Origin of the sequence: Brachybacterium sp. JB7 (assembly GCF_003335205.1) — a bacterium.
GTDB classification, from domain to species: Bacteria; Actinomycetota; Actinomycetes; order Actinomycetales; family Dermabacteraceae; genus Brachybacterium; species Brachybacterium alimentarium.
The window spans coordinates 214,591-240,357 of record NZ_QPGN01000001.1 but is presented as its reverse complement, the minus strand read 5'-3'; the positions used below and the strand labels follow the sequence as shown (position 1 = coordinate 240,357).

General features: G+C 70.3%; 25 protein-coding genes and 1 tRNA gene. 16 read left to right on the top strand and 10 right to left on the bottom strand.

Features of this window, described 5'->3' with window-relative positions:
• Nucleotides 1-80: 80 nt before the first annotated feature.
• From CIK81_RS01075 to CIK81_RS01065, 3 genes are all read left to right on the top strand, one after another.
• Nucleotides 81-1,334, top strand: a complete 1,254-nt coding sequence (locus CIK81_RS01075) for a sensor histidine kinase (RefSeq protein ID WP_158541869.1) — start codon at nucleotides 81-83, stop codon at nucleotides 1,332-1,334.
• The gene (locus CIK81_RS01070) at nucleotides 1,331-1,960 is read left to right on the top strand and encodes a response regulator transcription factor (protein ID WP_114328454.1); all 630 of its coding nucleotides are present in this window, start codon (nucleotides 1,331-1,333) and stop codon (nucleotides 1,958-1,960) included. The genes CIK81_RS01075 and CIK81_RS01070 overlap by 4 nt, the downstream gene beginning before the upstream one ends.
• A gap of 110 nt (nucleotides 1,961-2,070) precedes the next feature.
• Entirely contained in the window at nucleotides 2,071-3,003 is a 933-nt protein-coding gene (locus CIK81_RS01065; RefSeq protein ID WP_114328423.1) for an SDR family oxidoreductase, read from the top strand.
• Nucleotides 3,004-3,021: 18 nt separating this feature from the next.
• Here CIK81_RS01065 and CIK81_RS01060 read toward each other — a convergent pair whose 3' ends face one another.
• Together CIK81_RS01060 and CIK81_RS01055 are read right to left on the bottom strand one after the other, a co-directional pair.
• Nucleotides 3,022-3,906: a formyltetrahydrofolate deformylase gene (locus CIK81_RS01060; RefSeq protein ID WP_114328421.1), complete on the bottom strand. Its 885-nt coding sequence runs from the start codon at nucleotides 3,904-3,906 to the stop codon at nucleotides 3,022-3,024.
• A gap of 101 nt (nucleotides 3,907-4,007) precedes the next feature.
• The gene (locus tag CIK81_RS01055; RefSeq protein ID WP_114328419.1) at nucleotides 4,008-6,203 is read right to left on the bottom strand and encodes an efflux RND transporter permease subunit; all 2,196 of its coding nucleotides are present in this window, start codon (nucleotides 6,201-6,203) and stop codon (nucleotides 4,008-4,010) included.
• A 113-nt stretch (nucleotides 6,204-6,316) separates the two neighbouring features.
• Here CIK81_RS01055 and CIK81_RS01050 point away from each other — a divergent pair, with 113 nt between their 5' ends.
• The 4 genes from CIK81_RS01050 (at nucleotide 6,317) to CIK81_RS01035 (ending at nucleotide 11,058) form a co-directional block, all read left to right on the top strand.
• On the top strand, nucleotides 6,317-6,928 hold the full coding sequence (locus CIK81_RS01050) for a MarR family transcriptional regulator (protein WP_096163147.1): 612 nt from the start codon (nucleotides 6,317-6,319) through the stop codon (nucleotides 6,926-6,928).
• A 272-nt stretch (nucleotides 6,929-7,200) separates the two neighbouring features.
• Nucleotides 7,201-8,460: an aspartate aminotransferase family protein gene (locus tag CIK81_RS01045; RefSeq protein ID WP_114355285.1), complete on the top strand. Its 1,260-nt coding sequence runs from the start codon at nucleotides 7,201-7,203 to the stop codon at nucleotides 8,458-8,460.
• On the top strand, nucleotides 8,460-9,668 hold the full coding sequence (gene doeA, locus CIK81_RS01040) for an ectoine hydrolase (protein ID WP_096163145.1): 1,209 nt from the start codon (nucleotides 8,460-8,462) through the stop codon (nucleotides 9,666-9,668). Before CIK81_RS01045 ends, doeA begins: the two co-directional genes overlap by 1 nt.
• 13 nt (nucleotides 9,669-9,681) lie before the next feature.
• Entirely contained in the window at nucleotides 9,682-11,058 is a 1,377-nt protein-coding gene (locus CIK81_RS01035) for an NAD-dependent succinate-semialdehyde dehydrogenase (RefSeq protein WP_096163144.1), read from the top strand.
• Nucleotides 11,059-11,153: 95 nt separating this feature from the next.
• Here the strand turns inward: CIK81_RS01035 and CIK81_RS01030 are convergent.
• Nucleotides 11,154-11,227, bottom strand: a tRNA-Pro gene (locus CIK81_RS01030).
• A gap of 220 nt (nucleotides 11,228-11,447) precedes the next feature.
• On the opposite strand from CIK81_RS01030, the gene CIK81_RS01025 reads away from it, so the two are divergent.
• The 6 genes from CIK81_RS01025 to CIK81_RS01000 all read left to right on the top strand — a co-directional run bounded on the left by CIK81_RS01025 (nucleotide 11,448) and on the right by CIK81_RS01000 (nucleotide 15,519).
• Nucleotides 11,448-12,458, top strand: coding sequence for a DUF881 domain-containing protein (locus CIK81_RS01025; protein WP_114355284.1), 1,011 nt, complete (start codon nucleotides 11,448-11,450; stop codon nucleotides 12,456-12,458).
• The gene (locus CIK81_RS01020) at nucleotides 12,455-12,787 is read left to right on the top strand and encodes a small basic family protein (protein WP_096166827.1); all 333 of its coding nucleotides are present in this window, start codon (nucleotides 12,455-12,457) and stop codon (nucleotides 12,785-12,787) included. Before CIK81_RS01025 ends, CIK81_RS01020 begins: the two co-directional genes overlap by 4 nt.
• Nucleotides 12,784-13,536, top strand: a complete 753-nt coding sequence (locus tag CIK81_RS01015) for a DUF881 domain-containing protein (RefSeq protein ID WP_114355283.1) — start codon at nucleotides 12,784-12,786, stop codon at nucleotides 13,534-13,536. Before CIK81_RS01020 ends, CIK81_RS01015 begins: the two co-directional genes overlap by 4 nt.
• Nucleotides 13,537-13,669: 133 nt before the next feature.
• Nucleotides 13,670-14,116 carry an FHA domain-containing protein gene (locus tag CIK81_RS01010; RefSeq protein ID WP_096166829.1) on the top strand — a complete coding sequence of 149 codons (447 nt, stop codon included), beginning with the start codon at nucleotides 13,670-13,672 and terminating at the stop codon, nucleotides 14,114-14,116.
• 4 nt (nucleotides 14,117-14,120) lie between these two features.
• Nucleotides 14,121-14,813, top strand: a complete 693-nt coding sequence (locus CIK81_RS01005) for a MerR family transcriptional regulator (protein WP_096166830.1) — start codon at nucleotides 14,121-14,123, stop codon at nucleotides 14,811-14,813.
• Between the two features lie 121 nt (nucleotides 14,814-14,934).
• Nucleotides 14,935-15,519: a MerR family transcriptional regulator gene (locus CIK81_RS01000; RefSeq protein WP_096166831.1), complete on the top strand. Its 585-nt coding sequence runs from the start codon at nucleotides 14,935-14,937 to the stop codon at nucleotides 15,517-15,519.
• Between the two features lie 148 nt (nucleotides 15,520-15,667).
• Here the strand turns inward: CIK81_RS01000 and CIK81_RS00995 are convergent, their stop codons facing one another.
• The gene (locus CIK81_RS00995; RefSeq protein ID WP_096166832.1) at nucleotides 15,668-16,459 is read right to left on the bottom strand and encodes a ParA family protein; all 792 of its coding nucleotides are present in this window, start codon (nucleotides 16,457-16,459) and stop codon (nucleotides 15,668-15,670) included.
• 96 nt (nucleotides 16,460-16,555) lie between these two features.
• Here CIK81_RS00995 and CIK81_RS00990 point away from each other — a divergent pair, with 96 nt between their 5' ends.
• Entirely contained in the window at nucleotides 16,556-17,575 is a 1,020-nt protein-coding gene (locus tag CIK81_RS00990; protein ID WP_096197853.1) for a methyltransferase, read from the top strand.
• A gap of 94 nt (nucleotides 17,576-17,669) precedes the next feature.
• On the opposite strand, the gene CIK81_RS00985 is transcribed toward CIK81_RS00990, so the two are convergent.
• The 4 genes from CIK81_RS00985 to CIK81_RS00970 form a co-directional block, all read right to left on the bottom strand.
• A complete protein-coding gene (locus tag CIK81_RS00985) occupies nucleotides 17,670-18,293 on the bottom strand; it encodes a TIGR03085 family metal-binding protein (protein ID WP_096166834.1) in 624 nt (207 codons plus the stop codon).
• Between the two features lie 13 nt (nucleotides 18,294-18,306).
• A complete protein-coding gene (locus CIK81_RS00980; protein WP_096166835.1) occupies nucleotides 18,307-19,308 on the bottom strand; it encodes a sugar phosphate isomerase/epimerase in 1,002 nt (333 codons plus the stop codon).
• 35 nt (nucleotides 19,309-19,343) lie between these two features.
• A complete protein-coding gene (locus CIK81_RS00975; protein WP_114355282.1) occupies nucleotides 19,344-20,462 on the bottom strand; it encodes a Gfo/Idh/MocA family protein in 1,119 nt (372 codons plus the stop codon).
• Nucleotides 20,463-20,654: 192 nt separating this feature from the next.
• A complete protein-coding gene (locus CIK81_RS00970) occupies nucleotides 20,655-21,764 on the bottom strand; it encodes a Gfo/Idh/MocA family protein (protein ID WP_096197851.1) in 1,110 nt (369 codons plus the stop codon).
• A 303-nt stretch (nucleotides 21,765-22,067) separates the two neighbouring features.
• Here CIK81_RS00970 and CIK81_RS00965 point away from each other — a divergent pair, with 303 nt between their 5' ends.
• Nucleotides 22,068-22,865, top strand: coding sequence for a transglutaminase family protein (locus CIK81_RS00965; RefSeq protein WP_241963866.1), 798 nt, complete (start codon nucleotides 22,068-22,070; stop codon nucleotides 22,863-22,865).
• A gap of 22 nt (nucleotides 22,866-22,887) precedes the next feature.
• Here the strand turns inward: CIK81_RS00965 and CIK81_RS00960 are convergent, their stop codons facing one another.
• Nucleotides 22,888-23,838 carry a PAC2 family protein gene (locus CIK81_RS00960; protein ID WP_114355281.1) on the bottom strand — a complete coding sequence of 317 codons (951 nt, stop codon included), beginning with the start codon at nucleotides 23,836-23,838 and terminating at the stop codon, nucleotides 22,888-22,890.
• Between the two features lie 96 nt (nucleotides 23,839-23,934).
• Nucleotides 23,935-24,738 carry a TSUP family transporter gene (locus tag CIK81_RS00955; RefSeq protein WP_096166850.1) on the bottom strand — a complete coding sequence of 268 codons (804 nt, stop codon included), beginning with the start codon at nucleotides 24,736-24,738 and terminating at the stop codon, nucleotides 23,935-23,937.
• Nucleotides 24,739-24,796: 58 nt separating this feature from the next.
• Between CIK81_RS00955 and CIK81_RS00950 the strand changes: the two genes are divergently transcribed.
• Entirely contained in the window at nucleotides 24,797-25,366 is a 570-nt protein-coding gene (locus CIK81_RS00950) for a hypothetical protein (RefSeq protein ID WP_114355280.1), read from the top strand.
• Nucleotides 25,367-25,767: the final 401 nt, after the last annotated feature.

The window sequence follows — 25,767 nt, the reverse complement described above, 5'->3', positions numbered from 1 at the left end:
GATCGGGAGCCGACGCATCCACCGATCGGCGGATGCCCGTGCCCTGGCGCCGACGAGGGTCCCAGGGAAGACTGGACGCCATGGCACGATTCCCTGCGCTCGATCCTGCCTGGGTCGGGACCGCGGCCCCGGGCGCACCCCGGGGTCCCACCGGTGGGACCTCGTCACGGCCGCTCGACCCGATGCTCGGCGTATGGATGCCCCCGGTGCTGCTGCTGGTCGCCTGGGCGGTGGGCTGGATCGGTGCGCAGTCGTGGCTGCTGCCCGAGCATGTGCTGTGGGCCCTGGTGCCCACGACCCTGCTGCTGGGCCTGCGCGCCGTCATGGAGACGGTCCTGCGCCGGACCGGTCAGGATTCGACCGCGTTGAGAGCGCTGTACTCGGTTCACGTGGCACTGGTGGCGATCGGGCTGCTGCTGAACCCGCTCACCTGCATCTATGCCTTCGTCGGATATCTCGACTCCGCGAGATTCCTCGACGGGGCACGAGCACGCGCCGTGGTCGTGGCCACCGCGCTGCTGTGCGCTGTCGGCCAGGTGGGCGGCATCCATGTGGTGAGAGCGGAGACGGGACTCTTCGTGGGCCTCGCGGTGGTGAACCTCCTGCTGGCTGCCGGGATGCTGTTCCTCGCCGCCGAGCGCGAGAGGGTCCTCGCCCAGCGGGAGCATGCGCTGATCGAGGTCGGCCGCGTGAACGCGGAGAACGCGGAGCTGCATGACGAGCTGATCGCCGGGGCGCGACGGGCGGGGGCCGACGAGGAGCGCACTCGGCTCTCCCGCGAGATCCACGACACCGTGGCCCAGGGCCTCATCGGGGTGATCCGGCAGCTGGAGGCCGTCGGCCCGGATATCGACGCCGAGTCACGTCATCGGGTCACCGTGGCGGAGGAGGCCGCACGCGACTGTCTGCTCGAGGCCCGGCGTGCGGTGGAGGCGCTCGGTCCCCACCAGCTCCATGACACCGACGTGGTCGACGCGCTGTCGGGGCTCGTGGCCCGCTGGACGCGGACCCATCGGGTGGTCGCCACCTTCGATGCCGACGAGGCGACGCGCGATGGCCCTCATGGGGACGTCCTGGTGCGCATCGCCCAGGAGGCCCTGGCGAACGTGGCCCGGCACGCCGGGGCCACCACGGTCACCGTGACCCTCGCCGGGGACGAGCACGGGTCGCTCCTGCGGATCAGCGACGATGGCGCCGGATTCGAGGCGGACCATGCTCCGCGGGGCCACGGCCTGGCGAACATGGCCGACCGTGCCCGACGGGCCGGCGGCAGCCTCCGCGTGCTCTCCGCGCCCGGTCAGGGGTGCACCGTGACGGCGAGCGTGCCGCGATGAGCGCACGGGCCCCGGTGCGTGCCGTCGTCGTGGACGACCACCCGGTGGTGCGCGACGGCCTGGTCGCGATGCTCGGTGCCGACACCGGCATCGAGGTGGTCGGAACCGCCGCGGACGGTGCAGAGGCCCTCGCGGTGATCGCCGCCGCCGCACCGGACGTCGTGCTCATGGACCTGCGCATGCCCGGGACGAACGGCATCGAGGCGATCCGCGCGCTGCGAGCCCGCGATCCCCGCGCGCCGAGGATCCTCGTGCTCACGACCTACGACACGGACCGGGACATCCGCGGTGCGCTCGAGGCGGGCGCGGACGGCTATCTGCTGAAGGACACCCCCGGCGACGAGGTGACCCGCGCCGTGCACGATCTGGTCGCCGGCCGCGCGGTGCTCGCCCCGGCCGCGCTCGCGGCCCTCACCGGGTCCGGCGGCACGCGCGTCCAGCTCAGCGCTCGGGAGGCCGAGGTGCTGCGGCTCGTCGCCGACGGCTGCACGAACCGGGCCGTGGCGTCGCGGCTGGGTATCGGCGAGGCGACCGTGAAGACCCATCTGATGCACGTGTACGAGAAGCTCGGCGTGGGGGATCGCGCCTCCGCGGTCCGCACCGCGTGGGAGCTCGGGCTGGTCTGAGCGGGCCGACCGCTCGTTCCGTCCCGTGATCGAGCCGGCGCCGAGCGCTACCGTGAGCGGATCGGTCGTGTCCTCGACGTACGAGCCCCGTTCTCGACGAAGGAGTTCCCATGCCTCAGCATGCTGAGCAGTCCCTGCCCTCCGAGGTCGCCCGGAGAGCTCGCGACCTCTCGACCCGCGGCGGCGAGCCGTCGTTCCCCGCGCAGGACCAGCAGCCGCCAGGCCTCACCGCACCGATGCGTCCCGTCCCCGATCACGGTGAGCGCACCTATGAAGGCCACGGTCGTCTGCAGGGTCTGGTCGCCCTGATCACCGGCGGGGACTCCGGCATCGGCCGGGCGGTCGCGATCGCCTACGCCCGTGAGGGCGCCGACGTGGCGATCTCGTACCTTCCCGAGGAGCAGGAGGACGCCGAGCAGACGGCGGCCTGGATCCAGGACGCCGATCGGCGTGCGCTCCTGCTGCCCGGCGACCTCCGCGAGGAGACGACGGCACGCTCCCTCGTCACCCGCACCGTCGAGGAGTTCGGCCGACTGGACATCCTGGTCAACAACGCCGCCTTCCAGTGGGGCCGGGCCGAGCCGAAGGGTCTCGCGGGCATCGCCTCCGAGCGGCTCCATCGCACGCTGACCACCAACCTCGAGGCCCTGTTCTGGATCACCCAGGAGGCGGCGGAGCACCTGCACGCCGGGGCGAGCGTCATCAACTGCTCGTCGATCCAGTCCTATGATCCCTCGGTGCCGCTCATGGACTATGCGGCGACCAAGGCAGCCATCAACAACGTCACCGTGAACCTCGCGGCCGACCTGGGACCTCGGGGGATCCGTGTGAACGCCGTCGCCCCGGGGCCGATCTGGACCCCGTTGAACGTCGCGACCAGGGAGTCCGACGACTACGTCGAGTTCGGGGCGAACACGCCCCTGGGACGCGCCGGTCAGCCGGCCGAGTGCGCCGGGGCGTTCGTGTTCCTGGCGAGCCCGGCGGAGGCCAGCTATGTCTCCGGCACCGTGCTCGGTGTGACCGGTGGGCGTCCCGTCTTCTGACAGCGCACCCGCGGGCCGTCAGCGGAAGATGACGGTGCGGGTGCTGTCGAGCAGCACGCGCGACTGGGCGAACCAGGTGACGGCCTGGCGCAGCGTGCGCACCTCGGCATCCTGCCCGATCGCCATCAGCTCCTGCGGGGAGCGCGTGTGGTCCACACGGATCACGTCCTGCTCGATGATCGGCCCCTCGTCGAGGTCGCTCGTGACGAAGTGGGCGGTGGCGCCGATCTGCTTGACGCCGCGCGTGTAGGCCTGCCGGTAGGGATTGGCGCCCTTGAATCCGGGCAGGAAGGAGTGGTGGATGTTGATGCACCGGCCGGCGAGCTCCGCGCAGAGCTCCGGCGAGATGATCTGCATGTAGCGGGCCAGCACCACCAGCTCGATGTCGTGCTCCTCGATCGCCTCGCGCACCCGGTTCTCGAAGGCCTCCTTCGCGCCCTCGCCCTTGGTGGGGAGGTGCTCGAAGTCGATCCCGTGGAAGGTCGCGAGCGGTTCGAGAGTCGAGTGGTTGGCCAGGATCAGCGGTACCTCGATCGGCAGGTGCCCTGCATCGATCTGGAACAGCAGATCGTTGACGCAGTGCTTCGCGGTGGACCCGAGCACGAGGGTGCGCAGCGGGCGCCCGACCACGTCGAGATGGTGCTCGATGCCGAACCGCTCGATCACCGGGCTCAGGGCCGCGGTGACCTCCTCGGCCGTCGCGGTGGTGACCAGCTGCAGACGCATGTAGAAGCGGTGCGTGGTGCCGCTCTCGAACTGCCTGCTCTCCGTGATGTTCCCGCCCACCTCGACGATCGCGCCGGTGACCGCGTGGACGATGCCGGGGCGGTCCTCGCACACGAAGGTGAGGACGTACTCGACGGCGGGGGAGGGGATGCTGATGGCGGCGGTCGGACTGCTCATGGGGGAAGTCTAGGAGGGCGCCCCGCCGAAGCGCGCCCCGGCCCCGGCGCGGCCCCCGATCCTGGGACCGAGGTCACGGTCGCCCGCCTGTCCGCTCGGCGTCACCGAGGCGTCCTGCGGGAGAGCCGGGAGGGCCACCAGATCGCCCGTCCCAGGTCCAGGGCGAGCGCCGGGACCAGCAGGGTGCGGACCACGAAGGTGTCCAGCAGGACCCCGAAGGCGACGATGAAGGCGATCTGGACGAGGAACAGGATCGGGATCACCGACAGCGCCGCGAAGGTCGCCGCGAGCACCAGCCCGGCGGAGGTGATGACGCCGCCGGTGACGGCCAGGCCGCGCACCACGCCCTCGCGCGCTCCGTGGTGCAGCGCCTCCTCCCGGACCCTGGTCATGAGGAAGATGTTGTAGTCGATCCCGAGTGCCACCAGGAACACGAAGCCGTACAGGGGCACTGCCGGGTCTGCGCCCGGGAAGGCGAAGACATGCTGGAAGACCAGGGCGGCGACCCCGAGCGCGGTGCCGAAGGAGAGCACGGTGGTGGCGACCAGCATGATCGGGGCGAGGACCGAGCGCAGCAGCATCATCAGGATCAGCAGGATCACCACGAGCACGACGGGGATGATCAGCGCGCGGTCATGCGCGGAGGCGTCGTTCGTGTCGAGCGCGGTGGCGGTCTCCCCGCCCACGATCGCCGTGAAGCCCTCGTGGCCGAGGGCTGCTCGCAGGTCGCGCACGGTCTGCTCGGCGGCAGCCGAATCCGGCGCGTCGGTGAGGGTCCCCTGCAGCAGGACCCTGCCGTCGACCACGGTCGGCGACGCGGCGGGAGACCCCGGTGGGCCCTGGGCCTGGACGCCGTCGGCGGTCACCGGTGCGGAGCCGCTGGGGGAGTCCTCCGCGGTCACGGAGACGGAGTCGATGCCGTCGTCCTGGAGGAGGAGATCCGTCGAGGCCTGCAGGTCCTCCTCGTCGACGATGACCTGCACCGGGCTGCCCGCCCCGGCCGGGAAGTGCTCCCCGAGGGCGACCTGTCCGTCGCGAGCGGAGGACGAGCCGATGACGAGATCCGACTGGGGGACGCCGTCGGCCTTCAGCTGGAGGGCGCCTGCGCAGCCGACGGCGAGGACGATCGCGGTGAGCATCCAGATCGTCCGAGGACGCCGGGCCACCGCCGTGGCGATCCGGCCCCACACCCCGTGATCGAGGACCGGCGACGAGACGTCGGACGTGCTGGGGTCATAGACCGGGTGACGGGGCCAGAACGCGACGCGCCCGGCGACGTAGAGGATGGCCGGGAGGAGCGTGAGCGCGGCGAGCATCGCGAAGACGATCCCGATCGCCGCGACCGGCCCCAGGGTGCTGTTGGACTTCAGGTCGGACAGGAGCAGGCACAGCAGGCCGGCGATCACGGTCCCGCCCGAGGCGAGCACCGGCTCCACGGTGCCACGCAGGGCGGTGACCGTGGCGGCCCCCTTCCGCTGCTGACGACGCAGCTCATCCCGATACCGTGCGACGTACAGGAGCGAGTAGTCGGTCGCAGCCCCGATGACCAGGATGAACAGGATGCCCTGGGTCTGACCGCTCAGCAGCAGCACATCGGCCGCGGCGAGGTGCCAGATCAGCAGCAGGGCCGCGCACAGGGCGAACATGCTGGTCGACAGCACGATCAGGGGCAGGAGCACGGATCGGTAGACGATGACCAGGATGATCAGCACCGCGGCCAGCGCGACGCCCAGCAGGAGCCCGTCGATCCCTGCGAAGGCGGCCCCGAGATCCGCGGAGAAACCGGCGGGGCCGGTGACACGGGCCGTCAGCCCGGCGGGAAGGTCGGAGGACAGCTCCTCCTCGAGCTGCGGGACCAGGTCGCCCAGATCGGCGTCGGCGTCGAGCGGGACGAACACCTGAACCGCCAGGCCGTCCTCCGACGGGATCGGCGGGGAGATCTCACCCTCCACCCCGTCGACGTCATCGAGCGCCTCGGTCGCGTCCGTGATCGCCCCCAGCTGGTCCTCTGTGAGCTCCTGCTCGCCGGTGATCACGATGATCGCCGGGATCGCGTCGGAGCCGCTGAAGTCGCCGGCCAGCGCCTGGGCCCGCGTGGCCTCCGCGGAGTCCGGAAGGTACGCGGTGCGGTCGTTGGAGGAGACCTCGTCGACCCGTCCGAAGTAGGGACCGCCGATGCCCGCGGCCGCCAACCAGACCAGGATCAGCACGGCCGGGATGAGGCTGCGCAGCGCACGGGGGACGCGCGGACCGCTGCCGCGGTGGGTGGGGCCGGAGGGGCCGGGGGGAGTGGGCATGGGGTTCCTTCGGGGATTCCTTCGACGCTCGACGGGCCACAGCAGTCTCCCACAAGTTGCTAGACAGGCTAGATAAGTTCTGGGCGAGACGGTTGATCGCTACGATGCCTCGCATGATGTCGTCCGCGCCGGAAGACCCCCGCACTTCCCGTGCCCTGTCCTCGCTGTACAGCCTCGAGGGGAGCGATCCACAGGGAGAGCTCGTGGACCGTGCCGGCCTCTCCGCGGCGGATCTGGGTCAGATCGACGAGCTCATGGCGGCGCTCGCCGGGCTCCGCGACGCGGAACGTGCGCTCTCGGAGGCGTCGCGGCGCTACATGGACCTCGGCGAGACGGACATGCGGGCGCTGCATTTCCTCATCGTCTGCGAGAACACGGACGCCGTGGCGACGCCCAGCGCGATCGCGCATTCGCTCGGCATCTCGAGCGCGTCGACCACCAAGCTGCTGGACCGCCTCGAGCGCGCGGGCCACATCCGGCGCCGGCGGCATCCCTCGGACCGTCGTGCCCTGATGATCAGCATCGAACCGGCCACCCGCGCCTCGGCCATGCGCACCGTCGGCGCCCAGCACGCGCGTCGGGTCCATGCCGCTCGCCGGTTGAGTCCGAGCGAGAGGGGCGTCGTGATCGATTTCCTCGAGGACATGACCGCCGAGATATCGCTCGATGGCACGGAGTGGGGCGGGGCTGCGGCCGAGCACCCCTCGTCACGGCGATCACGCTGATCAGGCCCGGTCGGGCACGCTGATCAGACCAGTCGGACCCACCGGCGGCACACCTCCCGATCACTGCGGCAAGGGCGTCCCTACCATCCGGTCGGCGCAGTGACCTGCAGGGCGTGCTCACGCGGTCTCCCGCGCCTGCTGAAGACTTGACGGGGCGCGACCTGGCGAGTGATGGTCGGCACACCGGTCCACACTTGCCAGACGGAGCGATCTTCGCTATGAGGGCCGGGCATGGAGATCGAGGTCGCTCCCCTCATGAGACGAGGTCTCCCATGGACACGACCGTTTTCGAAACGCACGAATCCGCCATCCGGGGCTACTGCCGGAACTTCCCCACGGTGTTCGAGTCCGCGTCGGGCGCGCGGCAGGTGGATGAGGACGGGAAGTCCTACCTCGACTTCTTCGCGGGGGCCGGGGTGCTGAACTTCGGGCACAACAACCCGAGGATGAAGGACGCTCTGATCGAGTTCATCCAGGCCGATGGCGTCGCCCACAGCCTGGACACCTACACGACCACGAAGCGGGACTTCATCTCGCGCTTCCAGGAGGTCATCCTGGAGCCGAGGGGCATGGACCATCGGATGCAGTTCATGGGCCCCACCGGGTCCAACGCCGTCGAGGCGGCGATGAAGCTGGCCCGACGGGTGACCGGGCGGCGAGAGATCGTCGCCTTCAGCCACGGCTTCCACGGCATGACGCTCGGCTCCCTCGCTGCGACCGCCAACGACGCCTTCCGCCAGTGGGCCGGGGTCCCGCTCGACAACATTCTGCGCCTCCCCTTCGAGTCCGCACCGGGCGGAAGGACGGCGATCTCCGAGTACGCCGCGGCGCTGAAGGACCCCTCGAGCGGCCTGCTGCCGCCGGCGGCCTTCCTGGTCGAGCCCATCCAGGCCGAGGGTGGCGTCAACGTCGCCAGCGCGAGCTGGCTGCATGAGGTGCAGGACCTCGCCCATGAGGTCGGGGCACTGCTGATCTTCGACGACATCCAGGCGGGCATCGGCCGCACCGGCAGCTACTTCTCGTTCGACGGGATGGGCCTGGATCCCGACATCATCACGCTCGCCAAGGGCCTGGGCGGCTTCGGCACCCCGATCGCCATGAACCTCAACAAGCCCGAGGTCGACGACCACTGGGCGCCGGGCGCGCACACCGGCACCTTCCGCGGGCAGGGGCTGTCCTTCGTCGCCGGCACCGTGGCGCTGGACTACTTCACGGACGAGTCCTTCCTCGCAGACGTCCTGGCCAAGGGGGAGGTGATGCGCGAGCGGCTCACGCGGATCGCCTCCGCGCACCGCGACGACGGCTGGGAGGTGCGCGGGCGCGGGATGATCCAGGGCCTGGACACCGGCGACGGCGCCTTCGCCAAGAAGCTCCAGCAGGAATGCTTCGACCGCGGCCTGCTGATCGGCCCCTGCGGCAGCGGCGGACGCGTGATCAAGCTGATCCCGCCGCTGATCATCCCCGACGAGGAGCTCGCAGAGGGTCTGGACCTGCTCGAGCAGGCCATCGACGCCACCGTGAAGGACCTCTGATGCGCCGCCGGTCCGATATGACCTTCGCTCCCGAGGAGTACGAGCGGAGGCTCTCGGAGCTGCGGGAGCGGATGGAGCAGCGAGAGCTCGACGCCGTGATCATCACCGACCCCGAGAACCTGATGTACCTCACGGACTATCAGACCACCGGGTACTCCTTCTTCCAGGCCCTGATCGTGCCGCTGGAATCGGACTCGGTGATGATCACCCGCGCGCTCGAGGAGTCCAACGTGATCGCGCGGACCTGGCTGGAGCACTCCCGTGCCTACCCCGACAGCGGTGACGCGATCCTCGAGCTGGTCAGCACTCTGCGCGACCTGCGCCTCGGGGATGCCCGGGTGGGCTACGAGCGCAACAGCTACTACTTCCCCGCCTATCAGCAGGATCGTTTCCACGATGCCTTCGGGGAGGGCCTGGTGGACTGCTTCGGGATCGTCGAAGAAGGGCGGATCCGCAAGTCGTCGGCGGAGATCGAGGTCATGCAGCTCGCCGCGTACGCCGGGGAGGCCGGGATGGCCGCCGGGCTGCGCGCCGCGATGGCCGGGGCCACCGAGAACGACGTGGCCTCGGCGATCACCGCGGCGATGTTCCGCGCCGGCGGAGAGTTCCCGGCGGTGCTGCCGTACGTCGCGTCCGGCCCCCGCTCGATGATCGGCCACTCCACGTGGGAGGGGCGCATGATCCGTCCTGGGGAGCACGTGTTCCTCGAGGTGGGCGGGTGCTACCGCAGATATCACACGGCCATGATGCGCACCGCGGTCAACGGGGCGCTCTCGGACTCGATGCGCTCGGCGCAGGAGCTGATGAAGCAGACGCTGGCCGAGCTGCGCAGCCTCATGAAGCCGGGCGTGACCATCTCCGAGGTCGCTGAGCTGACCCGCACCCGCATCGAGAGCAACGACGTGGGCGCTCAGCTGGTCACCCGCGCCGGCTACTCCATCGGGATCGCGTTCCCGCCCTCCTGGGACGAGGGATACATCGTCTCCCTCCTGGAGGGGGACGAGCGCCCGCTCGAGGAGGGCATGACCTTCCACCTGCTCCCCTGGATGTGGGGCGTGGACGGGAACAAGACCGTCGGCATCTCGGACACCGTCCACATCACCGAGGACGGCTGCCGGTCGTTCTTCACGCTGCCCGAGGACTTCACCGTCCATGACAGCTCCGCGCGGAGCTTCCGCACCTCCGCCGTCGTCGCGCCGAGCTTCTGAGAGGAGCCGCACCATGACCATGCTGACCGCCATCGACCCCACCACCGGCCGCGTCGTCCGAGAGGTGCCCGCCGCGACCCCGGCGGAGATCACCGCACTCATCGACCGTTCCCGGACCGCCTACACCTCCTGGAAGGAGACCACCCTCGCCGAACGCGCCGAGGTGCTGCGCCGCGTCGCCGCCCATCTGCGCGAGCACACCGACGAGCTCGCACCGCTGATGACCGAGGAGATGGGCAAGCCCATCGGGGAGGCCCGCGGCGAGGTCGCCAAGGCCGCCTGGGCGGCCGAGCACTACGCGGAGAACGGGGCGGAGTACCTCGCGGACGAGCATCTCGACTCCGATGCGACGTCCTCCTACGTCCAGTACCTGCCGCTCGGGCCGGTCCTGGGGATCCTGCCCTGGAACGCCCCGTTCTGGGTCGCGTTCCGCTTCTGCGCGCCGGCGCTGATGGCCGGTAACACCTGCGTCATGAAGCACGATCCCCATGTGCCGGGCTGCGCCGCCGCGCTCGAGGAGGTGTTCCGTGCCGCCGGCGCCCCCGAGGGGGTGTTCCAGACCCTTCTCGCAGTCACCGAGGACGTCGAGCAGGCGATCCGCGACCCCCGTATCCAGGCCGTCTCCTTCACCGGCTCCGACCGCGCCGGGGCCCAGGTCGCCTCGATCGCCGCGAGTGAGATCAAGCCCGCGGTGCTCGAGCTCGGCGGCTCGGATCCCTGCATCGTGCTGGCCGACGCGGATCTGCCCAAGGCCGCGGAGGTCTCGGCGCTCTCACGGATCATCAACGCCGGCCAGTCGTGCATCGCGGCGAAGCGCGTGATCGTGGAGCGTTCTGTGCACGACGAGTTCGTGGAGCTGCTGACCGCGCAGCTCAGAGATCTGGTGGTCGGCGACCCCCGCGACGAGGCCACCAAGGTGGGGCCGATCGCCCGAAAGGAGCTGCGCGAGAACCTCCATCGCCAGGTGAGCACGAGCGTCGAGGCCGGGGCGACGTGCGTGCTCGGCGGCGAGATGCCCGAGGGGGACGGGTTCTTCTACCCGGTGACGCTGCTGACCGGGGTCGAGCCGGGCATGACCGCCTGCGCCGAGGAGACCTTCGGGCCGATCGCCGTGGTGATCGCCGCGGACGATGCGGAGCATGCCCTGGCGCTGGCCAACGACACCCCCTACGGGCTCGGTGCCGCGATCTGGACCGAGACGGAGCGCGGGGTCTCCATGGCCCGTCGCATCGAGGCCGGGCAGGTCTCGGTCAACGGCATCGTGAAGTCGGATCCGCGACTGCCCTCGGGCGGGATCAAGCGCTCCGGCTACGGTCGTGAACTGGGCCCGCACGGGATCCGGGAGTTCACCAACGCCCAGCAGATCTGGGTGGGACCGGTCCGTTCCTGAGATCTGGCACATCACCCTGAGATCTGGCCGACTCCCGGGGACGACGAAGGCCGCCGATCCGCATCTGCGGTTCGGCGGCCTTCCTCGATCTTCGGTCGGGCTGACAGGATTTGAACCTGCGACCCCCTGACCCCCAGTCAGGTGCGCTACCAAGCTGCGCCACAGCCCGTGGTCCTTCACGAGCGAAGGACCGTGCCCTCCGTGGCAGGAGGACCGTGGAACACAGTACCCCGCCCATGCCCCCGGGAGCGAATCGAGACGTGCGTGACCTGCGGCACTCTTCCCGAACGGATGCTCGCAGCGACCCTCCGGGAGGGCGGAGGACACCGTGCCCGGCGCTCCCCGCGGGCCTGCGCGCCCCGAGACCTCCGCGGCATTAGTCTGCGGACATGCGTGAACCCCGGCGCTCGACTCCTCACGGTGAGACCCCCTACTCGCCGTCGTCGCTGCTGCGCGCCCTCACGGCGAACCCCTACGACGTGGACGCCCTGAGACGGCACGCACCGACGCCCGCGGAGGACACGCCGCCCGACAACCGGATCACCCGGACCGTCACGGTGCTGCTCGCGCTGGTGCTCGGCTTCACGGTCGCCGTCGCGGTGACCGAGCTGCGGCGCGATGCCGCTGCGGAGGACAATCCGCGGGCACTGCTCGAGCAGGAGGTGCTCGACGCCCGCGCCGAGATCGAGGAGCTCGAGGCGCGCCAGGAGACCCTCGACGGGGAGATCGCCGATGCCCAGGCCGTCGTGCTGGACGGTGCGGACGCGAACGATGCCGAGCATCTGCAGGCCGAGGAGGGGCTCAGCGCCGCGTCATCCCTGGAGGGCACCGGGGTGGTGCTCTCGCTCCAGGACTCCGTGCCGCTGCCCGCGAGCCCTGGCGTCGCGGAGGGGACCGTCAACCGCGTCACCGATGGGGATCTGCAGATCACAGTGAACGCCCTATGGGCGGCCGGGGCCGAGGCGATCTCGATCAACGGGCAACGTCTCAGCGCCACCAGCGCCATCCGGACCGCCGGATCGGCGGTCCTCGTGGACTTCCGACCGCTCTCGCCGCCGTACGAGGTCACCGCCCTCGGGGACCCGCAGGCGCTGCGCGAGGGCGTCGACGCGGGGGAGGGCGGCGAATACCTCTCCGACCTCTCGAGCCGCTTCGGCATCCGCGCCTCCTGGACGACGGGGGAGGAGCTCACGGTGCCGGCCCGCGCGATCGGCAGCCTGCGCGAGGCCTCCGCTCCGTCGACAGAGGACACCAAGGACTCCGAGGATTCCGAGAACCCCGAGAACCCCGAGAACCCCGAGAACCCTGAGAACCCCGAGAACCCTGAGAGCTCCAAGAACTCCACCGAACCGACCGCCGGCACCGTCCCCGAGGACGAGGCCAGGAAGGACACCGAATGATCGCCATCATCGGCCTGATCCTGGGAGTCGTGCTGGGCGTCGTCGTCCAGCCCGACGTCCCCGTGGTGCTGCAGCCCTATCTCCCGATCGCCGTCGTCGCGGCGTTGGACACCCTCGCCGGCGGCCTGCGGGCCAGCCTCGACGGAGCGTTCGATGCCCACGTGTTCATCACGTCGTTCCTGTTCAACGTGCTGATCGCCGCGTTCCTGGTGTTCCTCGGCGACCAGCTGGGTGTCGGCGCGCAGCTCTCCACCGCGGTGATCGTGGTGCTGGGCATCCGCATCTTCTCCAACGCAGCGGCCATCCGCCGGCTGCTGTTCCGGTCATGAGCGACGGAACGCGCACCCCGGAGAGTCCCGAGCAGCAGAAAGTGGCGTGGACGCGGCTGCGGGAGACCCTGCGCCCCCAGGCCACCTGGACGCAGCTGATCGTGGGACTGCTGTGCGTCCTGCTCGGACTGGCCATCGCGGCGCAGCTGCGTCAGTCCGACGACTCGCTCGAGGGCGCTTCCCAGCAAGAGCTGGTGCGTCTGCTGGACGAATCCGGACGCCATGCCGCAGGGCTCGAGGTGGAGAACGCGGAGCTCGACCGCACGCTGGAGTCGCTCCGCTCGGGCGCCGGGGACGACGCCGCGGCCCGGACCGCCGCCGAGGAGCGCCTGGAGGACCTGGAGATCATCGCGGGCACGTCTCCCGCGCACGGCAGGGGGATCGTCGTATCGATCTCGGACCCGGACGAAGGGGTGCGGGCCTCGACGCTGCTCGGCGTCGTCCAGGAGCTGCGCAACGCCGGCGCCGAGGTGATCCAGATCGGTGATGTCCGCGTGGTGGCCTCCACGTCGATCACCACCGCGCCGTCCGGCCGTCTGCAGGTCGACGGGACCCCGGTCCCCGTCCCGTACACGCTCAGCGTCATCGGCGATCCGGAGGTGATGGAGCCGGCACTGCGCATCCCCGGGGGAGCCGCGGACTCCGTCACGGCCGACGGCGGGACCCTTGCCGTGGCGTCCGAGACGGACGTGCAGATCGACGCGACGGTCGAACTCTCCGAGCCCGAGCACTCCCGAGTGGTCAAGTGATCGTCAAATCCTGCCCTGGGTGCTGTGGATGGACGCATCTGCGCTTCTCGGCGTGCGAAGATGGGTCAGTCGGATCCTGAGTGCACGAAGACCACAGGAACAGGGTCGACCGCTGGCCAGGAAGGGGTGCGGAGTGTCCGGGAACACCGAGTGGAACGATCAGAACCTCGATCACACGTCGAAGCTGAGTGCGATCTCGCCCAGCGACCCGGTGGAGGAGGACGCCGACTCCGGCCTCTCGTCCCAGGATCGTCGGGCGATCGAGAACCTGCCCCCGCGCAGCGCGCTGCTGATCGTGCGGAAGGGCCCCAACCTCGGAGCCCGCTTCCTGCTGGACTCCGAGACCACGATCGCCGGCCGCCACCCCAACAGCGAGATCTTCCTCGACGACGTGACGGTCTCTCGCAAGCACGCGGCGTTCGTGCGCGACGACGACGGCTTCCTCGTGCGTGACCTCGGGTCGCTCAACGGGACCTACGTGGGCAAGGATCGCGTGGACGAGGTCCGCCTCCAGTCCGGCCAGGACGTGCAGATCGGCAAGTACCGCCTCACGTACCACCCCTTCCACGGGGCGGTCTGATCCGATGCCCGCCTCCGCGGCGCACAGGTCGGCCTCGTCGGCAGCAGCACGGCTCAGCATCGGGCAGGTGCTCTCGGCACTGCGCGATGAGTTCCCCGACCTCGCCCACTCCAAGCTGCACTATCTCGAGTCCGAGGGTCTGATCTCCCCGGAGCGCACCGCTGCGGGATATCGCAAGTACACCCGTGAGGACGTCGAGCGCCTGCTGTTCGTGCTGCGCGCGCAGCGAGACCGGTTCTGGCCCCTCAAGGTGATCAAGGAGCACCTCCTCGAGCATGGCCTGGAGTCCGAGGTCACCTCGATCGCCTCCCGTCCGGGGCCGACCGCTGCCGTGCAGCCCGTACGTCTGGATCGACGGGGGCTTGCCCGTCGGGCCGCTGTCGAGGAGGACTTCCTCGAGGAGCTCGAGCAGTACGGGATGCTCTCCGAAGGCTTGGAGAACTACGGGTCCGCCGAACTCGAGATCGTCACCTCCGCGCGGGAGCTGGCCGACGTGGGGCTCCACCCGCGCCATCTGGTGATGCTGCGTACCTCCGCCGAACGGGAGGCGCACATGATCCGCTCCGTCGCCAAGCCCCGGGACCGGCCCGGTGACTCCGCGGCCCGCGGCGAAGCCGAGGATTTCGCTCGTGACCTGGGGGAATCCATGATCTCGCTGCACGGCGCGGTGTTCCGCACGAAGCTCCGGGACAGCTGAGGCCCTTTCCCGGCGGCCACGCCGCCCCGGCGAGTTGCCGTCGACGGCGGGCGCGGACACGCTACTCTGGTCGCGTGCTCTCATCCTTCCCCCTGTGGAGAGCCGGAATACGGAGGTAGCTGTGAACGCCACGCGCGGAGAGGATCGCACCGAGCAGTCGACGGTGCCCGCCGAACCTGCACAAGGTGTCCTGTTCGACGACGTCGTCGACACCCCCGGCGAGCTCGGCTATCGCGGCCCCGCCGCCTGCAAGGCCGCCGGTATCACCTACCGTCAGCTGGACTACTGGGCTCGCACCGGCCTGGTGGAGCCCGGCGTGCGCGCGGCCTCCGGCTCCGGCAGCCAGCGCCTCTACGGCTTCCGCGACATCCTCGTGCTCAAGGTCGTCAAGCGACTTCTGGACACCGGCGTGTCCCTCCAGCAGATCCGCGTGGCCGTGAGCGCATTGCGCGAGCGCGGGATCGACGATCTCGCCGAGATCACCCTCATGAGCGACGGCGCCTCCGTCTACGAGTGCACCACCGCGCAGGACGTCTTCGACCTCGTCCAGGGCGGCCAGGGTGTCTTCGGCATCGCGGTGGGTCGGGTCTGGCGCGAGGTCGAGAACGACCTGTCGGTGCTGCCGGGCGTGAACCCGGCCGATGACGCGGCCCTTGCGCTGCAGGACGAGCTGGCCGCACGGCGCCGCTCGCGCCAGGCAGGCTGACACCACTCACTGCGTCACCGCAGACGACGACGGCGAGTCCCGGGAAGGGGCTCGCCGTCGTCTGTGTGTATGTGTGTGTCCGGCATGCACCGACCGTGCGGGACGATGACGCCGTGCGGCACCGCTCCCGCTCAGGAAGCGCTGGTGCTCAGGAGTGCTGGCGAGAATCCAGCACTGTCTTCAGCAGTGCGTCGAAGTCCTCCGTGAGGCGCTTGCCCGAGGCTCCCTCGTAGCGGTGCAGCGGCACGGCGCCGCCCTGCGCCTGCTGCAGCCCCACACGCTCCTCGATGACGGGGGAGAGCACGGAGTCGCCGAAGAGTTCACGGAGCTCGGCGAGCCGATACTGGTGCTCGACGGAGCGCGGCCGGTAGCGGTTGACCACGAGCCCGAGGGTCTGCAGGCGAGGGGCGATGCCGTCGTCGTGCATCTCGGAGGCGAGTTTGAGCGCGCGATCCGCGGCGGTCACCGCGAAGAACCCGGGCTCGGCGACCACGAGGGCACGGTCCGATGCGGCCAGCGCCATCTGCGTGAGACCGTTCAGCGAGGGCGGACAGTCGATGAGCACGAGGTCGTACTGGTGCGTGCGCTTGTCCAGCGCGTCGTGCAGCCGGCGCACGTCCTTGGCGCTCTGCGACGGGGCATCCATCACCGAGGAGCGGCTGGAGCCGGGGATCACGTCGAGATGGGACCCGGCATCGGCCGACCACGGCGCCGGAAGGATCGAGCGGTCGATCGTCTCGGTGCGCGGGGAGGACAGCACCTCGGCGATGTCGACGGTGCTCGCGGGCTCACCCAGCAGACCGAGCGTCGAATCACCCTGCGGGTCGAGATCGATCACGAGAGTGTTCACCTCCTGGTGGAGGGCAGCAGAAGCCAGGCCCAGGGTCACCGACGTCTTGCCGACGCCGCCCTTCAGGGAACACACACTCACGATGAACACATCAGGAAGTCTACCGACCCGAGGCTGATCATCGGGCACCGCCACGGGCGGTAACCTGCATGAATCGTGTTCAGATCCCGTGGAGAGAGGCCGACGATGTCGCAGATCACGCACGACCTGGTGCTGGAGGTGCTCGACGGCTGCGGGTCCAGCGCCCTCGCGGAGTCCCGGGAGCTGGGGTTCGTGCAACAGGTCACGCCGACGGAGCTGACCCTGCGCACCGACGACCTCGACGGGGTGCGAGGTCTGCGCCGCGTGGTCGCGGCCTCGAGCGGGCTGACCGTCACGGCCCGCCGGCCCCGCGAACTGCTGGAGACGTCCGTGCAGCAGCGCCTGAGTGAGCTGTACGAGGACATCGGGCGTCAGCGCCCGCGACAGCGCTTCCATGGACTGCGGCTGGAGGCGGCCGGCTCGGACACCCCGGACATGCGGCGTCTGGCGGAGGCCATCGCCGAGCTCGCGGGGCTCCCCGTGGCCGAGGACGGCGATCTCGTGGTGCGCGTTCGTCGGGGCGCCCCGCAGCACACCTGGCAGGTGCTGCTGCGCACCACGCCCCGTCCGCTCTCCGCCCGGTCGTGGCGCACCGTGAACTATCCGGGCGCCGTGAACGCGACCATCGCCGCGACCGTCATGGATCTGCTCGAGGTGGACGAGGACGACTCCCTGCTGGACATGACCTGCGGTTCGGGCACGTTCCTCGTCGAGCAGCTGCACGACGTGGTCCCGGCCCGCGCGATCGGGGTGGACCTGGATGCGGACGCGATCCACGCCGCCGAGCAGCACCAGCGGGCTGCTCGGCGGAAGGGCCGGATCGACTGGGTGGTCGGGGACGTGCTGACCACGGAGCTCGAGCCCGGGTTCACGCGCCTGGTGACGAATCCGCCCTGGGGCGAGCTGCATGGCGAGCACGAGACCAACGAGGAGCTGCTCGCCCGCCTGGTGGATCGTGCGGCAGAGCTCGCCGCACCGCAGGCCCGGCTCGGAGTGCTCACCCATGAGATCACGCGCATGCACCGCGTGCTCGAACGGCCAGAGAGCCCCTGGCGCCCGGTGGGCGAGCACCGCTTCTTCCAGAAGGGGCACCACCCGCGCCTGTTCGTGCTCGAGCGCGGATGATGCCCCGGAGACGGTGAGCATCGGGCCGAGGCAGCCGCGACAGGCATGCCTCCTGGGCTCAGAGCCCTCAGAGCCCTCAGAGCCCTCAGAGCCCTCAGAGCCCTCGTCGGCCGGTCCGGAGCGCCTGCAGTGCGTGCTCGTCGCCGTGGACCTGCACCCGTGCCACGTCATCGCGACCGCTGGCCCACAGCAGCAGCTCGAGCGCGTCGCCGTGCACCCGCAGCGAGCCGTCCGCACCGCGAGAGGTGCGTCGCAGGCCGCCGAGCGGCGAGACGAAGGTGATGTCGGTTGGCACCTTCAGACTGACCCGCGAGGTGAGGGCCAGCGCCCGCCAGGCCTGCGCATCCGTCGCGGGGGTCAGGCGGCGCGGTTCCCAGTCCTCCTGGGCCCGACGCAGGTCCTCGTGATGGATGAGCAGTTCGCCCTCGCCGATGAATCGGTCCAGGCGGCCGATGGGGGAGAGGCGGCCCGGCCCCTCCCGAAGTCGCTCGACGAGCTCCTCCCAGCCGGTGTCACGCAGCCTCTCCAGGGCGGACTCCGCCCGGGCACCGAGCGGCCCGGGGAGTCTCGAGCCCACCGTCAGATGCGGGGACCGCTCCCGGACCAAGAGGTGCTCGAGCAGGTCCGGGGCGTCCCAGCCCGGAAGGATCGTGGGCGCCTCGGGCCCGAGGGCGAGGAAGGAGTCGGCAAGGGCGAGGCGTTCCGGGCTGGGATCCATGGGGGACATGCTCTCAGCTCTGAGTGCTGAAGGCAGCGTCGAAGGACAGCTCGGATGCGGGATAGTCGAGGTCCCGCAGCACCTCGATCGCCTCGGCGGCGCCGTGCAGACGGTCCATGCCGGCGTCCTCCCACTCGATCGAGAGGGGGCCCTCGTAGCCGATCGAGCGCAGCGCCCGGAAGGCGGCGTCCCACGGCACGTCCCCGCGACCGAAGGAGACGAAGTCCCATCCGCGCCGGGGATCGCCCCAGGGCAGGTGCGAGCCCAGGCGGGTGTTGCGACCGGTGACCCGCACTCGGATGTCCTTGCAGTCCACGTGGTAGATGCGGTCCGCGAAGTCCGTGATGAAGGAGACCGGGTCGATCTCCTGCCACATGAAGTGGGAGGGGTCCCAGTTCAGACCGAAGGACTCACGGTGCCCGATCGCCTCGAGCGTGCGCTGCGTGGTCCAGTAGTCGTAGGCGATCTCGGAGGGATGGACCTCATGGGCGAAGCGCACGCCGCACTCCTCGAAGACGTCGAGGATGGGGTTCCAGCGGTCGGCGAAGTCCTGATATCCCTCGTCGATGACGTCCTGGGGGACCGGCGGGAACATCGCCACGTACTTCCAGATCTTCGACCCCGTGAAGCCGATGACGGTCTTCACACCGAGCTTCTGGGCGAGGCGGGCCGTGTTCTTCATGTCCTCGGCCGCCCGCTGCCTCACGCCTTCGGGGTCGCCGTCGCCCCAGACGTCCCGGCCCACGATCGCCTGATGGCGGAAGTCGATCGGATCGTCGCAGATCGCCTGGCCCTTGAGATGGTTGGAGATGGCCCAGCACGACAGGCCGTGCTTCTCGAGGATCCCGATGCGGTCGGCGATGTACTCGTCGTCGTCCCAGCGGCTGGCATCGAGGTGCTCGCCGGAGACCGAGATCTCGAGGCCGTCGTAGCCCCAGCCGGCTGCGAGCTCGGCGACCTCGTCGAGCGTGAGGTCGGCCCACTGGCCGGTGAAGAGGGTATGCGGTTGCGCCATGATGGTGCTCCTTCTCTGCGGTGAGGGGGTGGAGATCAGAGGGTGATGGTCGCGCCGTCGGCGGCGTCGGAGGCGATGACGGCGTCCAGGACGCGCTGCAGCGCGAGGCCGTCGGCGAAGTCGGGGGAGAAGCCGGAGGCGTCGGGCCTCTCACGGTCGCGGATCGCGATCAGCAGATCGCGGACCTGGTGGGTGAAGGCGTTCTCCCAGCCCAGCACGTGGCCCTGCGGCCACCAGGCCTCCAGATAGGGATGCTCCGGCTCGGTGACGAGGACGCGCCGGAGGCCCTGCTCGGCGACCGGGAGGGTGGCGTCGTGGAACCAGAGCTCGTTGGGACTCTCGAGGTCGAAGCGCAGTGCGCCGGCGCTGCCGAACAGCTCCACGCTCAGACGGTTCTTGGCACCGGTGGCCATTCGCGAGACCTCCACCGAGGCGAGAGCGCCGCCGTCGAGCTCGAGCGACGCCCAGGCGGCGTCGTCGACGGTGACGTCCTCGATGCCGTCCTCACCAGGACGCCGGGGGACGATGGTCGCGAGACGGCCCCGCACTGCGGTGACCTGCTGACCCGTCAGGTGCTGCACCTGGTCGACGGCATGCGATCCGATGTCCCCGAGGGCGCCGGAGCCCGCCGTCTCCCGGCGCAGCCGCCAGGACATCCCCGCGTCCTCGTCGACGAGCCAGTCCTGGAGATAGGACGCCTTGACCTGGCGGATGGTGCCGAGCCGCCCGTCCTCGACGAAGCGCTTGGCCAGGGCGAGCGCAGGGACGCGACGGTAGGTGAAGCCGAGCGCGGCGATCTGCCCGCGGGCCTGCGCGGCCTCGGCGGCCGCCACCATCTGCTCCGCCTCGGCGGTGTCATTGGCCAGCGGCTTCTCGCACAGCACATGCTTGCCGGCTTCGAGCGCAGCGATCGCGATCTCGGCGTGCAGGAATCCGGGGGTGCAGATGTCGACGATGTCGATGTCGTCACGGGCGATCACCTCGCGCCAGTCGGTCGCGTGCTCCTCCCAGTCCAGGCGCTGAGCGGCTGCGGCCACCGCGTCCTCATCACGGCCCACGATCACGCGGCGCGCGATCTCGGGCACGTCGAAGGCGGCGGCGACGGTGCGCCAGGCCTGGGAGTGGGCACGCCCCATGAAGGCGTAGCCGATCATCGCGACTCCGAGCGGTCGGTCGGAAACGGGGGAGGGCACGGTCAACAGGATCACCTTCGAGTCGAGACGGGTCGAGCGGAATCAGCGGGATGAACAGCGGACGCATGAGGGACGGCGGATGAGCGAGGGCCGACGTGGAGAGCGGCCCACGGGACGCCTCCGGTCCGTCAGCGGATCGGAGGCGTCACTGGGTCAAAGGGTCGGGGCGAACGGGTCGAAGTCCTCCGGGAGCAGGTCGGGGACGGTGACGCTCGAGGCGACGGCGATCGAGCCGTCGGTGCGGGTCGCCTCGTCGAGGCTGATCATGATGTCCAGGACGTGTGCGGCGAGGTCGCCGGAGAGCCGATGGGGACGATCTGCGCGGAGCGCGCGGGCCATCTCGAGCGTGCCGAGGCCGCGACCTCCCACCGCGCCGACGGGCTCCCGTTCGGTCCAGTCCTCGTCACCGCTCGCGGCGTGGGAGGTCTCGCCGGCGAACTGATTGGGGTCGGGCAGGGCGAGGGTGCCCGCAGCTCCGGAGAGCTCGAGCACGTGGGGCTGATCGATGGCCGCGTCGAACGAGAACTCGACGGCGGCGCCCGTGCCTCCGGCGAAGCGCAGCAGTCCCTGCACCCGGGTGGGCACCTCGACCTCGAAGCTCTCCCCGGCGCGCGGACCGGAACCGATCGTGCGACGGCTCAGCGACTGCGACCCCACGGCGGAGACGGAGACGACGGGACCGTAGGCGAGCACGAGCGAGGTCAGGTAGTACGGACCCATGTCATACAGGGGACCACCGCCGACCTGGAACAGGAAGTCGGGTTGGGGGTGCCAGGATTCCGGCCCGCGGGAGCGGAACTGGGCGAGCGCGGAGCGCGGCTCGCCGATCTCCCCGTCGTGCAGGGCCCGCAGTGCCGTCTGCACCCCGGCGCCGAGCACCGTGTCCGGCGCACCGCCGACGCGAAGCCCTCGCTCCTCGGCGGCGGAGAGCAGGGCGGAGGCGTCGTCGCGTGTCGTGACCAGGGGCTTCTCGGTCCACACGTGCTTGCCGGCGTCGAGGATGCTCAGAGAGACCGCGAAGTGCGCCGCCGGGATCGTCAGGTTCACGACGATCTCGATCTCCGGATCCTCGAGCACCACGTCGACGGGCCCGTGGCGGGGCACGTCGTACTCCGCGGCTCGTGCGGCGGCGGCCTCGGGACGCAGGTCGCCGATCGCGCGCACCTCGATGTCCGGATAGGTGGTGAGCTGGTCGAGATATTGGGCGGCGATCACACCGGCGCCGATGATGCCGACGCCGACGGGTCCTGACGAACGGGTCATTCCGTGTCCTCCTGGAGGTGCTGGGTGAGTTGGTCGTGGCGACCGGTGGCCGCGCGAGCAGCGACGCGCGTGCCCCCTCAGGCCTGACGACCCGACATGGGGGATCCGTGGTCCGCCGGCCGGCGGAGGATGCTGCCGGCGGCCATGGAGGAGCTGTCCCGCACACGGTGGAGCTGGACGGAGATCTGCACTGACTGCTCCTCGGCATTCGTCGACGAATAGGTCACAACCCTATGTCGGCCCGCACCCTGCGGCAAAGATCTCCCGCCCCCGGCATGGCGGCCATGCCACACACTGGTGTCTATGGAGAGACATGTGCGCGCCTGGATGACGGCGGAGGTCGTCCAGGGGACCGACATCGCCCTGCTGGTCGCGCCGTCGGCCGCACCGGCGTCACGCGAGTCGCTGACGGTGCGCGCCGGGGGAGCGGAGCATCCCGTGACGGAGGCCCGCGATCGCTACGGGAACCGTATGCACCTGGTCTCGGGGCTCCCGGCCGGGACGGTCGAGATCGTCCACACGGCCGACGGGATCGCCGCGGCGCCGGTGCCGCCGACGAGCGAGGCCGACGCCGTGCTGCACCTGCGCCCCTCGCGATACTGCGAGGTCGACGAGCTCACGAGCGTCGCCCGGGAGCTCGTGGGGGAGCGCGGCGGCATCGACGCGGTCCGGACCGTCGTGCGCTGGGTGCACGAGCACCTGGAGTACGTGCCCGGCTCGAGCACCGTCACCGATTCCGCCCGCAGCACCTATGACGCCCGCCGCGGGGTGTGCCGGGACTACGCCCACCTCACCGCCACGCTGCTGCGCGCCGCGGGGATCCCCGCGCGCTGCGCCTCGGTCTATGCGCCGGGGCTCGACCCGATGGACTTCCACCTGGTGGTGGAGGCACTGGTGGGGGAGGAATGGCTGGTCGTCGACGCGACGGGGCTCGCTCCCCGCTCGGCGATGGTGCGCATCGCGACCGGGCAGGACGCCGCCGACACCGCCTTCATGACCACCCTCGCCGGAGACGTGCAGCTCACCGGGATCCAGGTGACAGCGGTGGTGGATCCGGCGCTGCCTCGCGAGGATCCCAGCGCGAGCGTGCAGCTGCGCTGAGGCGGCGTCCGGGACGTCGAGGTCAGCTCTCGGGGGCGTCCGGATCGTCGTCGCTGTCGTCACCGGTGCTGCCGCCGTGGGGGCCGTCGTCCCCGGGCGGGGCGTCGTCCTCGGTGAAGCCTGCGAGGTACTGCTCGACCTCGGCGGCGATGTCCTCCGCGCGAGGCACTTCGGTGCCCGCACCGGAGGTGATCATCCGGTCGTACTGGTGCTCGAGACCGGCGACCATCTCCTGGAGCTGCTCCTGCGCGGCGACCGTCTCGCGGATGGGGATCGCCTGGGCCTCGAGAGCGTCGACGGGCAGCCGTGGACCCTTCTCCTCGCCGACGGCGGAGAGCAGGGCGATCGCCGCGTCGGGGTAGGACATCTCGTGGAGGTACTGCGGCACGTGCGCCACCAGGCCCACCACCTCGTGGCCGGACTCGGCGAGCCGGATCGTCAGCAGCGCCGTGAACGGGGCGCGCAGCCGGAAGGTGCCCGGCATGGTGCGCCGCACCTCGATAGAGTCCGGGTCGCCGGCGAACCGGGTGACCGGCAGCTCGCGGGTGTGGGGGACCGGCGCGGGGAAGCTCTGCGCCATGAGGGTGCGCTCGATGCCCAGCTGGTCCACGACGATCCGCAGCGCGCTCGCGACCCGCTCCCACTGGAAGGACGGCTCGGGTCCGGTGAGCAGGAAGAACGCCTCGCCGTCGGGGTCGGTCACCTCGTGGAGCAGGATCTCCGGCTTCTCGTAGCCGTCGAAGTGGTCGAGCTCGAGCGTGACCTCCGGGCGCCGCCCCGCGTAGTCGTACACCTGATCCAGGTCCAGACGGCCGACGACCCGGCTGGACAGGGTGTTGAGCAGATGATCGTCCAGGAGGTCCTGGGCGCTGCCGGCATCGCTGAAAGCGCCGAGGGTGACCAGGAGCGTGCGCCCGTGCAGAGAGCGAGAGTCGACGTGACGCTCATAGGTGAACAGGGTCGTCGGATCCATGATGACCTCCAGGCAAGAGCCGCCGCGGCGGGCGGAACGGGTGACGTCCTGCTCAACGGTGCGCTCCGGACTCCTATTCCCTTCGCGCCGCGGAGCTCACGTGAGCAGCGCCACGGTGTCGAGCGAGAGCCGGATCGCGAGCGCGCCGATGAGCACGAGGAAGACGATCCGCACGAAGCGCGAGCCGAGCCTGATCGCGAGGCGGGCGCCGAGGAAGCCGCCGAGAACGTTGGCGCACGCCATCAGCGCACCGAGGAGCCACCACACCTCGCCCTGCAGCCCGAAGACGAGGAGCGAGCCGATGTTCGTGGTGAGGTTCGCGAGCTTGGCGTGCACGCTGGCCTCGAGGAACCCGTAGCCGAGCAGCGCCACCATCGCGATGATGAAGAAGCTTCCGGTGCCCGGGCCCAGGATCCCGTCGTACACGCCGATCACGCCACCGATCCCGCCGGAGCGGAGCACCTGCGCCCGTCCCCGGTGCCGCGGATCGTGCACCAGTCCCATCGCCGGTCGCAGCAGGGTGTAGACCCCGACGGCGAGCAGTGCGACCAGCACGATGGGGGAGAGCCATGGCCGAGGGATGAAGGAGGCGAGGCCCGCCCCGGCCGCACTCCCGAGGAGCGCGCACAGGACCAGCGGAAGCGCGGTCGCAGCGATCGGCGTGATCCGTCGGACGTAGGTCCAGGAGGACACTGCCGTACCCGCAGCGGAGGCGACCTTGTTGGTGCCCAGCACCGTCGCCGTCGAGGTGTCCGCCGGCAGGGAGGTGAGCAGCGCCGGGAGCTGGATCAACCCGCCGCCGCCCACCACGGCGTCGACCCAGCCGGCGAGGAAAGCGGCTCCGACCAGGAATATCAGTGTCAGCACGGAGATCTGGAGCAACTCATCGAGCAGGGGCACGGTCCCAGTGAACACCCAGCATGCGGCGACCGCGAATCGTCCGCGATAGCGTGGACCCATGGCGATCATCTATCAGGCTGAGCTCACCCCCTCCAAGCCCGAGATCCTGCGCAGCTTCCTGACCTCGCGCTCCTGGGGCGAGACGGGGGAGCTCGAGGTGCTGGGCGCCTATCGCTTCGATGACCCGGACGGCGAGGTCGGTGTGGAATGCCATCTGGTGCGGGTCGGCGAGACGATCTATCACCTGCCGCTCGCGTATCGCGCCGAAGCGGTCGACGGCGCGGAGGACGGTCTCATCGGCACCCTCCAGCATTCGGTGCTCGGCGAGCGGTTCGTCTACGACGGGCTGCAGGACGAGGTCGCCCTGGACTGCTTCCGTCGCGCCCTGAGCGGCGAGCAGCAGCAGGCGGACCTCGAGATCCATTCGGCCGACGGCGAGCTGGTCGAGCGCCGCTCGCAGAGCGTCACGCTGAGCCTCGAGGTCGACGAGGGCGAGGAGCCGCCGACGGCCGAGCAGCTGCTGGACGGTGAGCCGTTCACGATCGTCCGCACCGTCGGCGGTCTCGATGGCACCGTGCGACTGGTCGCCGAGTGGTCGGACGGCACGGGCGTCCTCGCCGCGTTCTGAGCCGATCCGTGCACGGCACGTCGCGATCCTCTGAGGCGCTGCGGCAGTCCAGGGGAGCGCTCACCACGCGTCTCGTACCCCTGACTTTACATAACGTACATTATCGGCGTACTGCCGAAAGGGGTGCGAGCGGCAGGTAGTGCCACGTCGAGCATCGTCGGTCGAGCCGATCGATGAAGCGCACATGCGCTGTGCCATGCGCTGCCACGAACTGCGATGAGCCGCTGCGAGCCGTCAGAGCAACTCTGGCTATGGTCGGCTGCAGTCCGGGCGGCGTCACCGGGCGCCCGCCGCACATCGTCGGGCGCCCGCCGCTCATCGGAGACTCTGCTGCCGCAACGACCCTGCTGTCTCAAAGACCTGCTATCGCAAGATTCTCCGGCTCGCATGTGTGCCGCGCC

Excerpts from the sequence above, each read along its gene's own strand:
- CIK81_RS01075 (WP_158541869.1), top strand. The coding sequence starts at position 81 with ATGGCACGATTCCCTGCGCTCGATCCTGCCTGGGTCGGGACCGCGGCC.
- CIK81_RS01070 (WP_114328454.1), top strand. The coding sequence starts at position 1,331 with ATGAGCGCACGGGCCCCGGTGCGTGCCGTCGTCGTGGACGACCACCCG.
- CIK81_RS01065 (WP_114328423.1), top strand. The coding sequence starts at position 2,071 with ATGCCTCAGCATGCTGAGCAGTCCCTGCCCTCCGAGGTCGCCCGGAGA.
- CIK81_RS01060 (WP_114328421.1), bottom strand. The coding sequence starts at position 3,906 with ATGAGCAGTCCGACCGCCGCCATCAGCATCCCCTCCCCCGCCGTCGAG.
- CIK81_RS01055 (WP_114328419.1), bottom strand. The coding sequence starts at position 6,203 with ATGCCCACTCCCCCCGGCCCCTCCGGCCCCACCCACCGCGGCAGCGGT.
- CIK81_RS01050 (WP_096163147.1), top strand. The coding sequence starts at position 6,317 with ATGATGTCGTCCGCGCCGGAAGACCCCCGCACTTCCCGTGCCCTGTCC.
- CIK81_RS01045 (WP_114355285.1), top strand. The coding sequence starts at position 7,201 with ATGGACACGACCGTTTTCGAAACGCACGAATCCGCCATCCGGGGCTAC.
- doeA (WP_096163145.1), top strand. The coding sequence starts at position 8,460 with ATGCGCCGCCGGTCCGATATGACCTTCGCTCCCGAGGAGTACGAGCGG.
- CIK81_RS01035 (WP_096163144.1), top strand. The coding sequence starts at position 9,682 with ATGACCATGCTGACCGCCATCGACCCCACCACCGGCCGCGTCGTCCGA.
- CIK81_RS01025 (WP_114355284.1), top strand. The coding sequence starts at position 11,448 with ATGCGTGAACCCCGGCGCTCGACTCCTCACGGTGAGACCCCCTACTCG.
- CIK81_RS01020 (WP_096166827.1), top strand. The coding sequence starts at position 12,455 with ATGATCGCCATCATCGGCCTGATCCTGGGAGTCGTGCTGGGCGTCGTC.
- CIK81_RS01015 (WP_114355283.1), top strand. The coding sequence starts at position 12,784 with ATGAGCGACGGAACGCGCACCCCGGAGAGTCCCGAGCAGCAGAAAGTG.
- CIK81_RS01005 (WP_096166830.1), top strand. The coding sequence starts at position 14,121 with ATGCCCGCCTCCGCGGCGCACAGGTCGGCCTCGTCGGCAGCAGCACGG.
- CIK81_RS00990 (WP_096197853.1), top strand. The coding sequence starts at position 16,556 with ATGTCGCAGATCACGCACGACCTGGTGCTGGAGGTGCTCGACGGCTGC.
- CIK81_RS00985 (WP_096166834.1), bottom strand. The coding sequence starts at position 18,293 with ATGGATCCCAGCCCGGAACGCCTCGCCCTTGCCGACTCCTTCCTCGCC.
- CIK81_RS00980 (WP_096166835.1), bottom strand. The coding sequence starts at position 19,308 with ATGGCGCAACCGCATACCCTCTTCACCGGCCAGTGGGCCGACCTCACG.
- CIK81_RS00975 (WP_114355282.1), bottom strand. The coding sequence starts at position 20,462 with ATGATCGGCTACGCCTTCATGGGGCGTGCCCACTCCCAGGCCTGGCGC.
- CIK81_RS00970 (WP_096197851.1), bottom strand. The coding sequence starts at position 21,764 with ATGACCCGTTCGTCAGGACCCGTCGGCGTCGGCATCATCGGCGCCGGT.
- CIK81_RS00965 (WP_241963866.1), top strand. The coding sequence starts at position 22,068 with ATGGAGAGACATGTGCGCGCCTGGATGACGGCGGAGGTCGTCCAGGGG.
- CIK81_RS00960 (WP_114355281.1), bottom strand. The coding sequence starts at position 23,838 with ATGGATCCGACGACCCTGTTCACCTATGAGCGTCACGTCGACTCTCGC.
- CIK81_RS00950 (WP_114355280.1), top strand. The coding sequence starts at position 24,797 with ATGGCGATCATCTATCAGGCTGAGCTCACCCCCTCCAAGCCCGAGATC.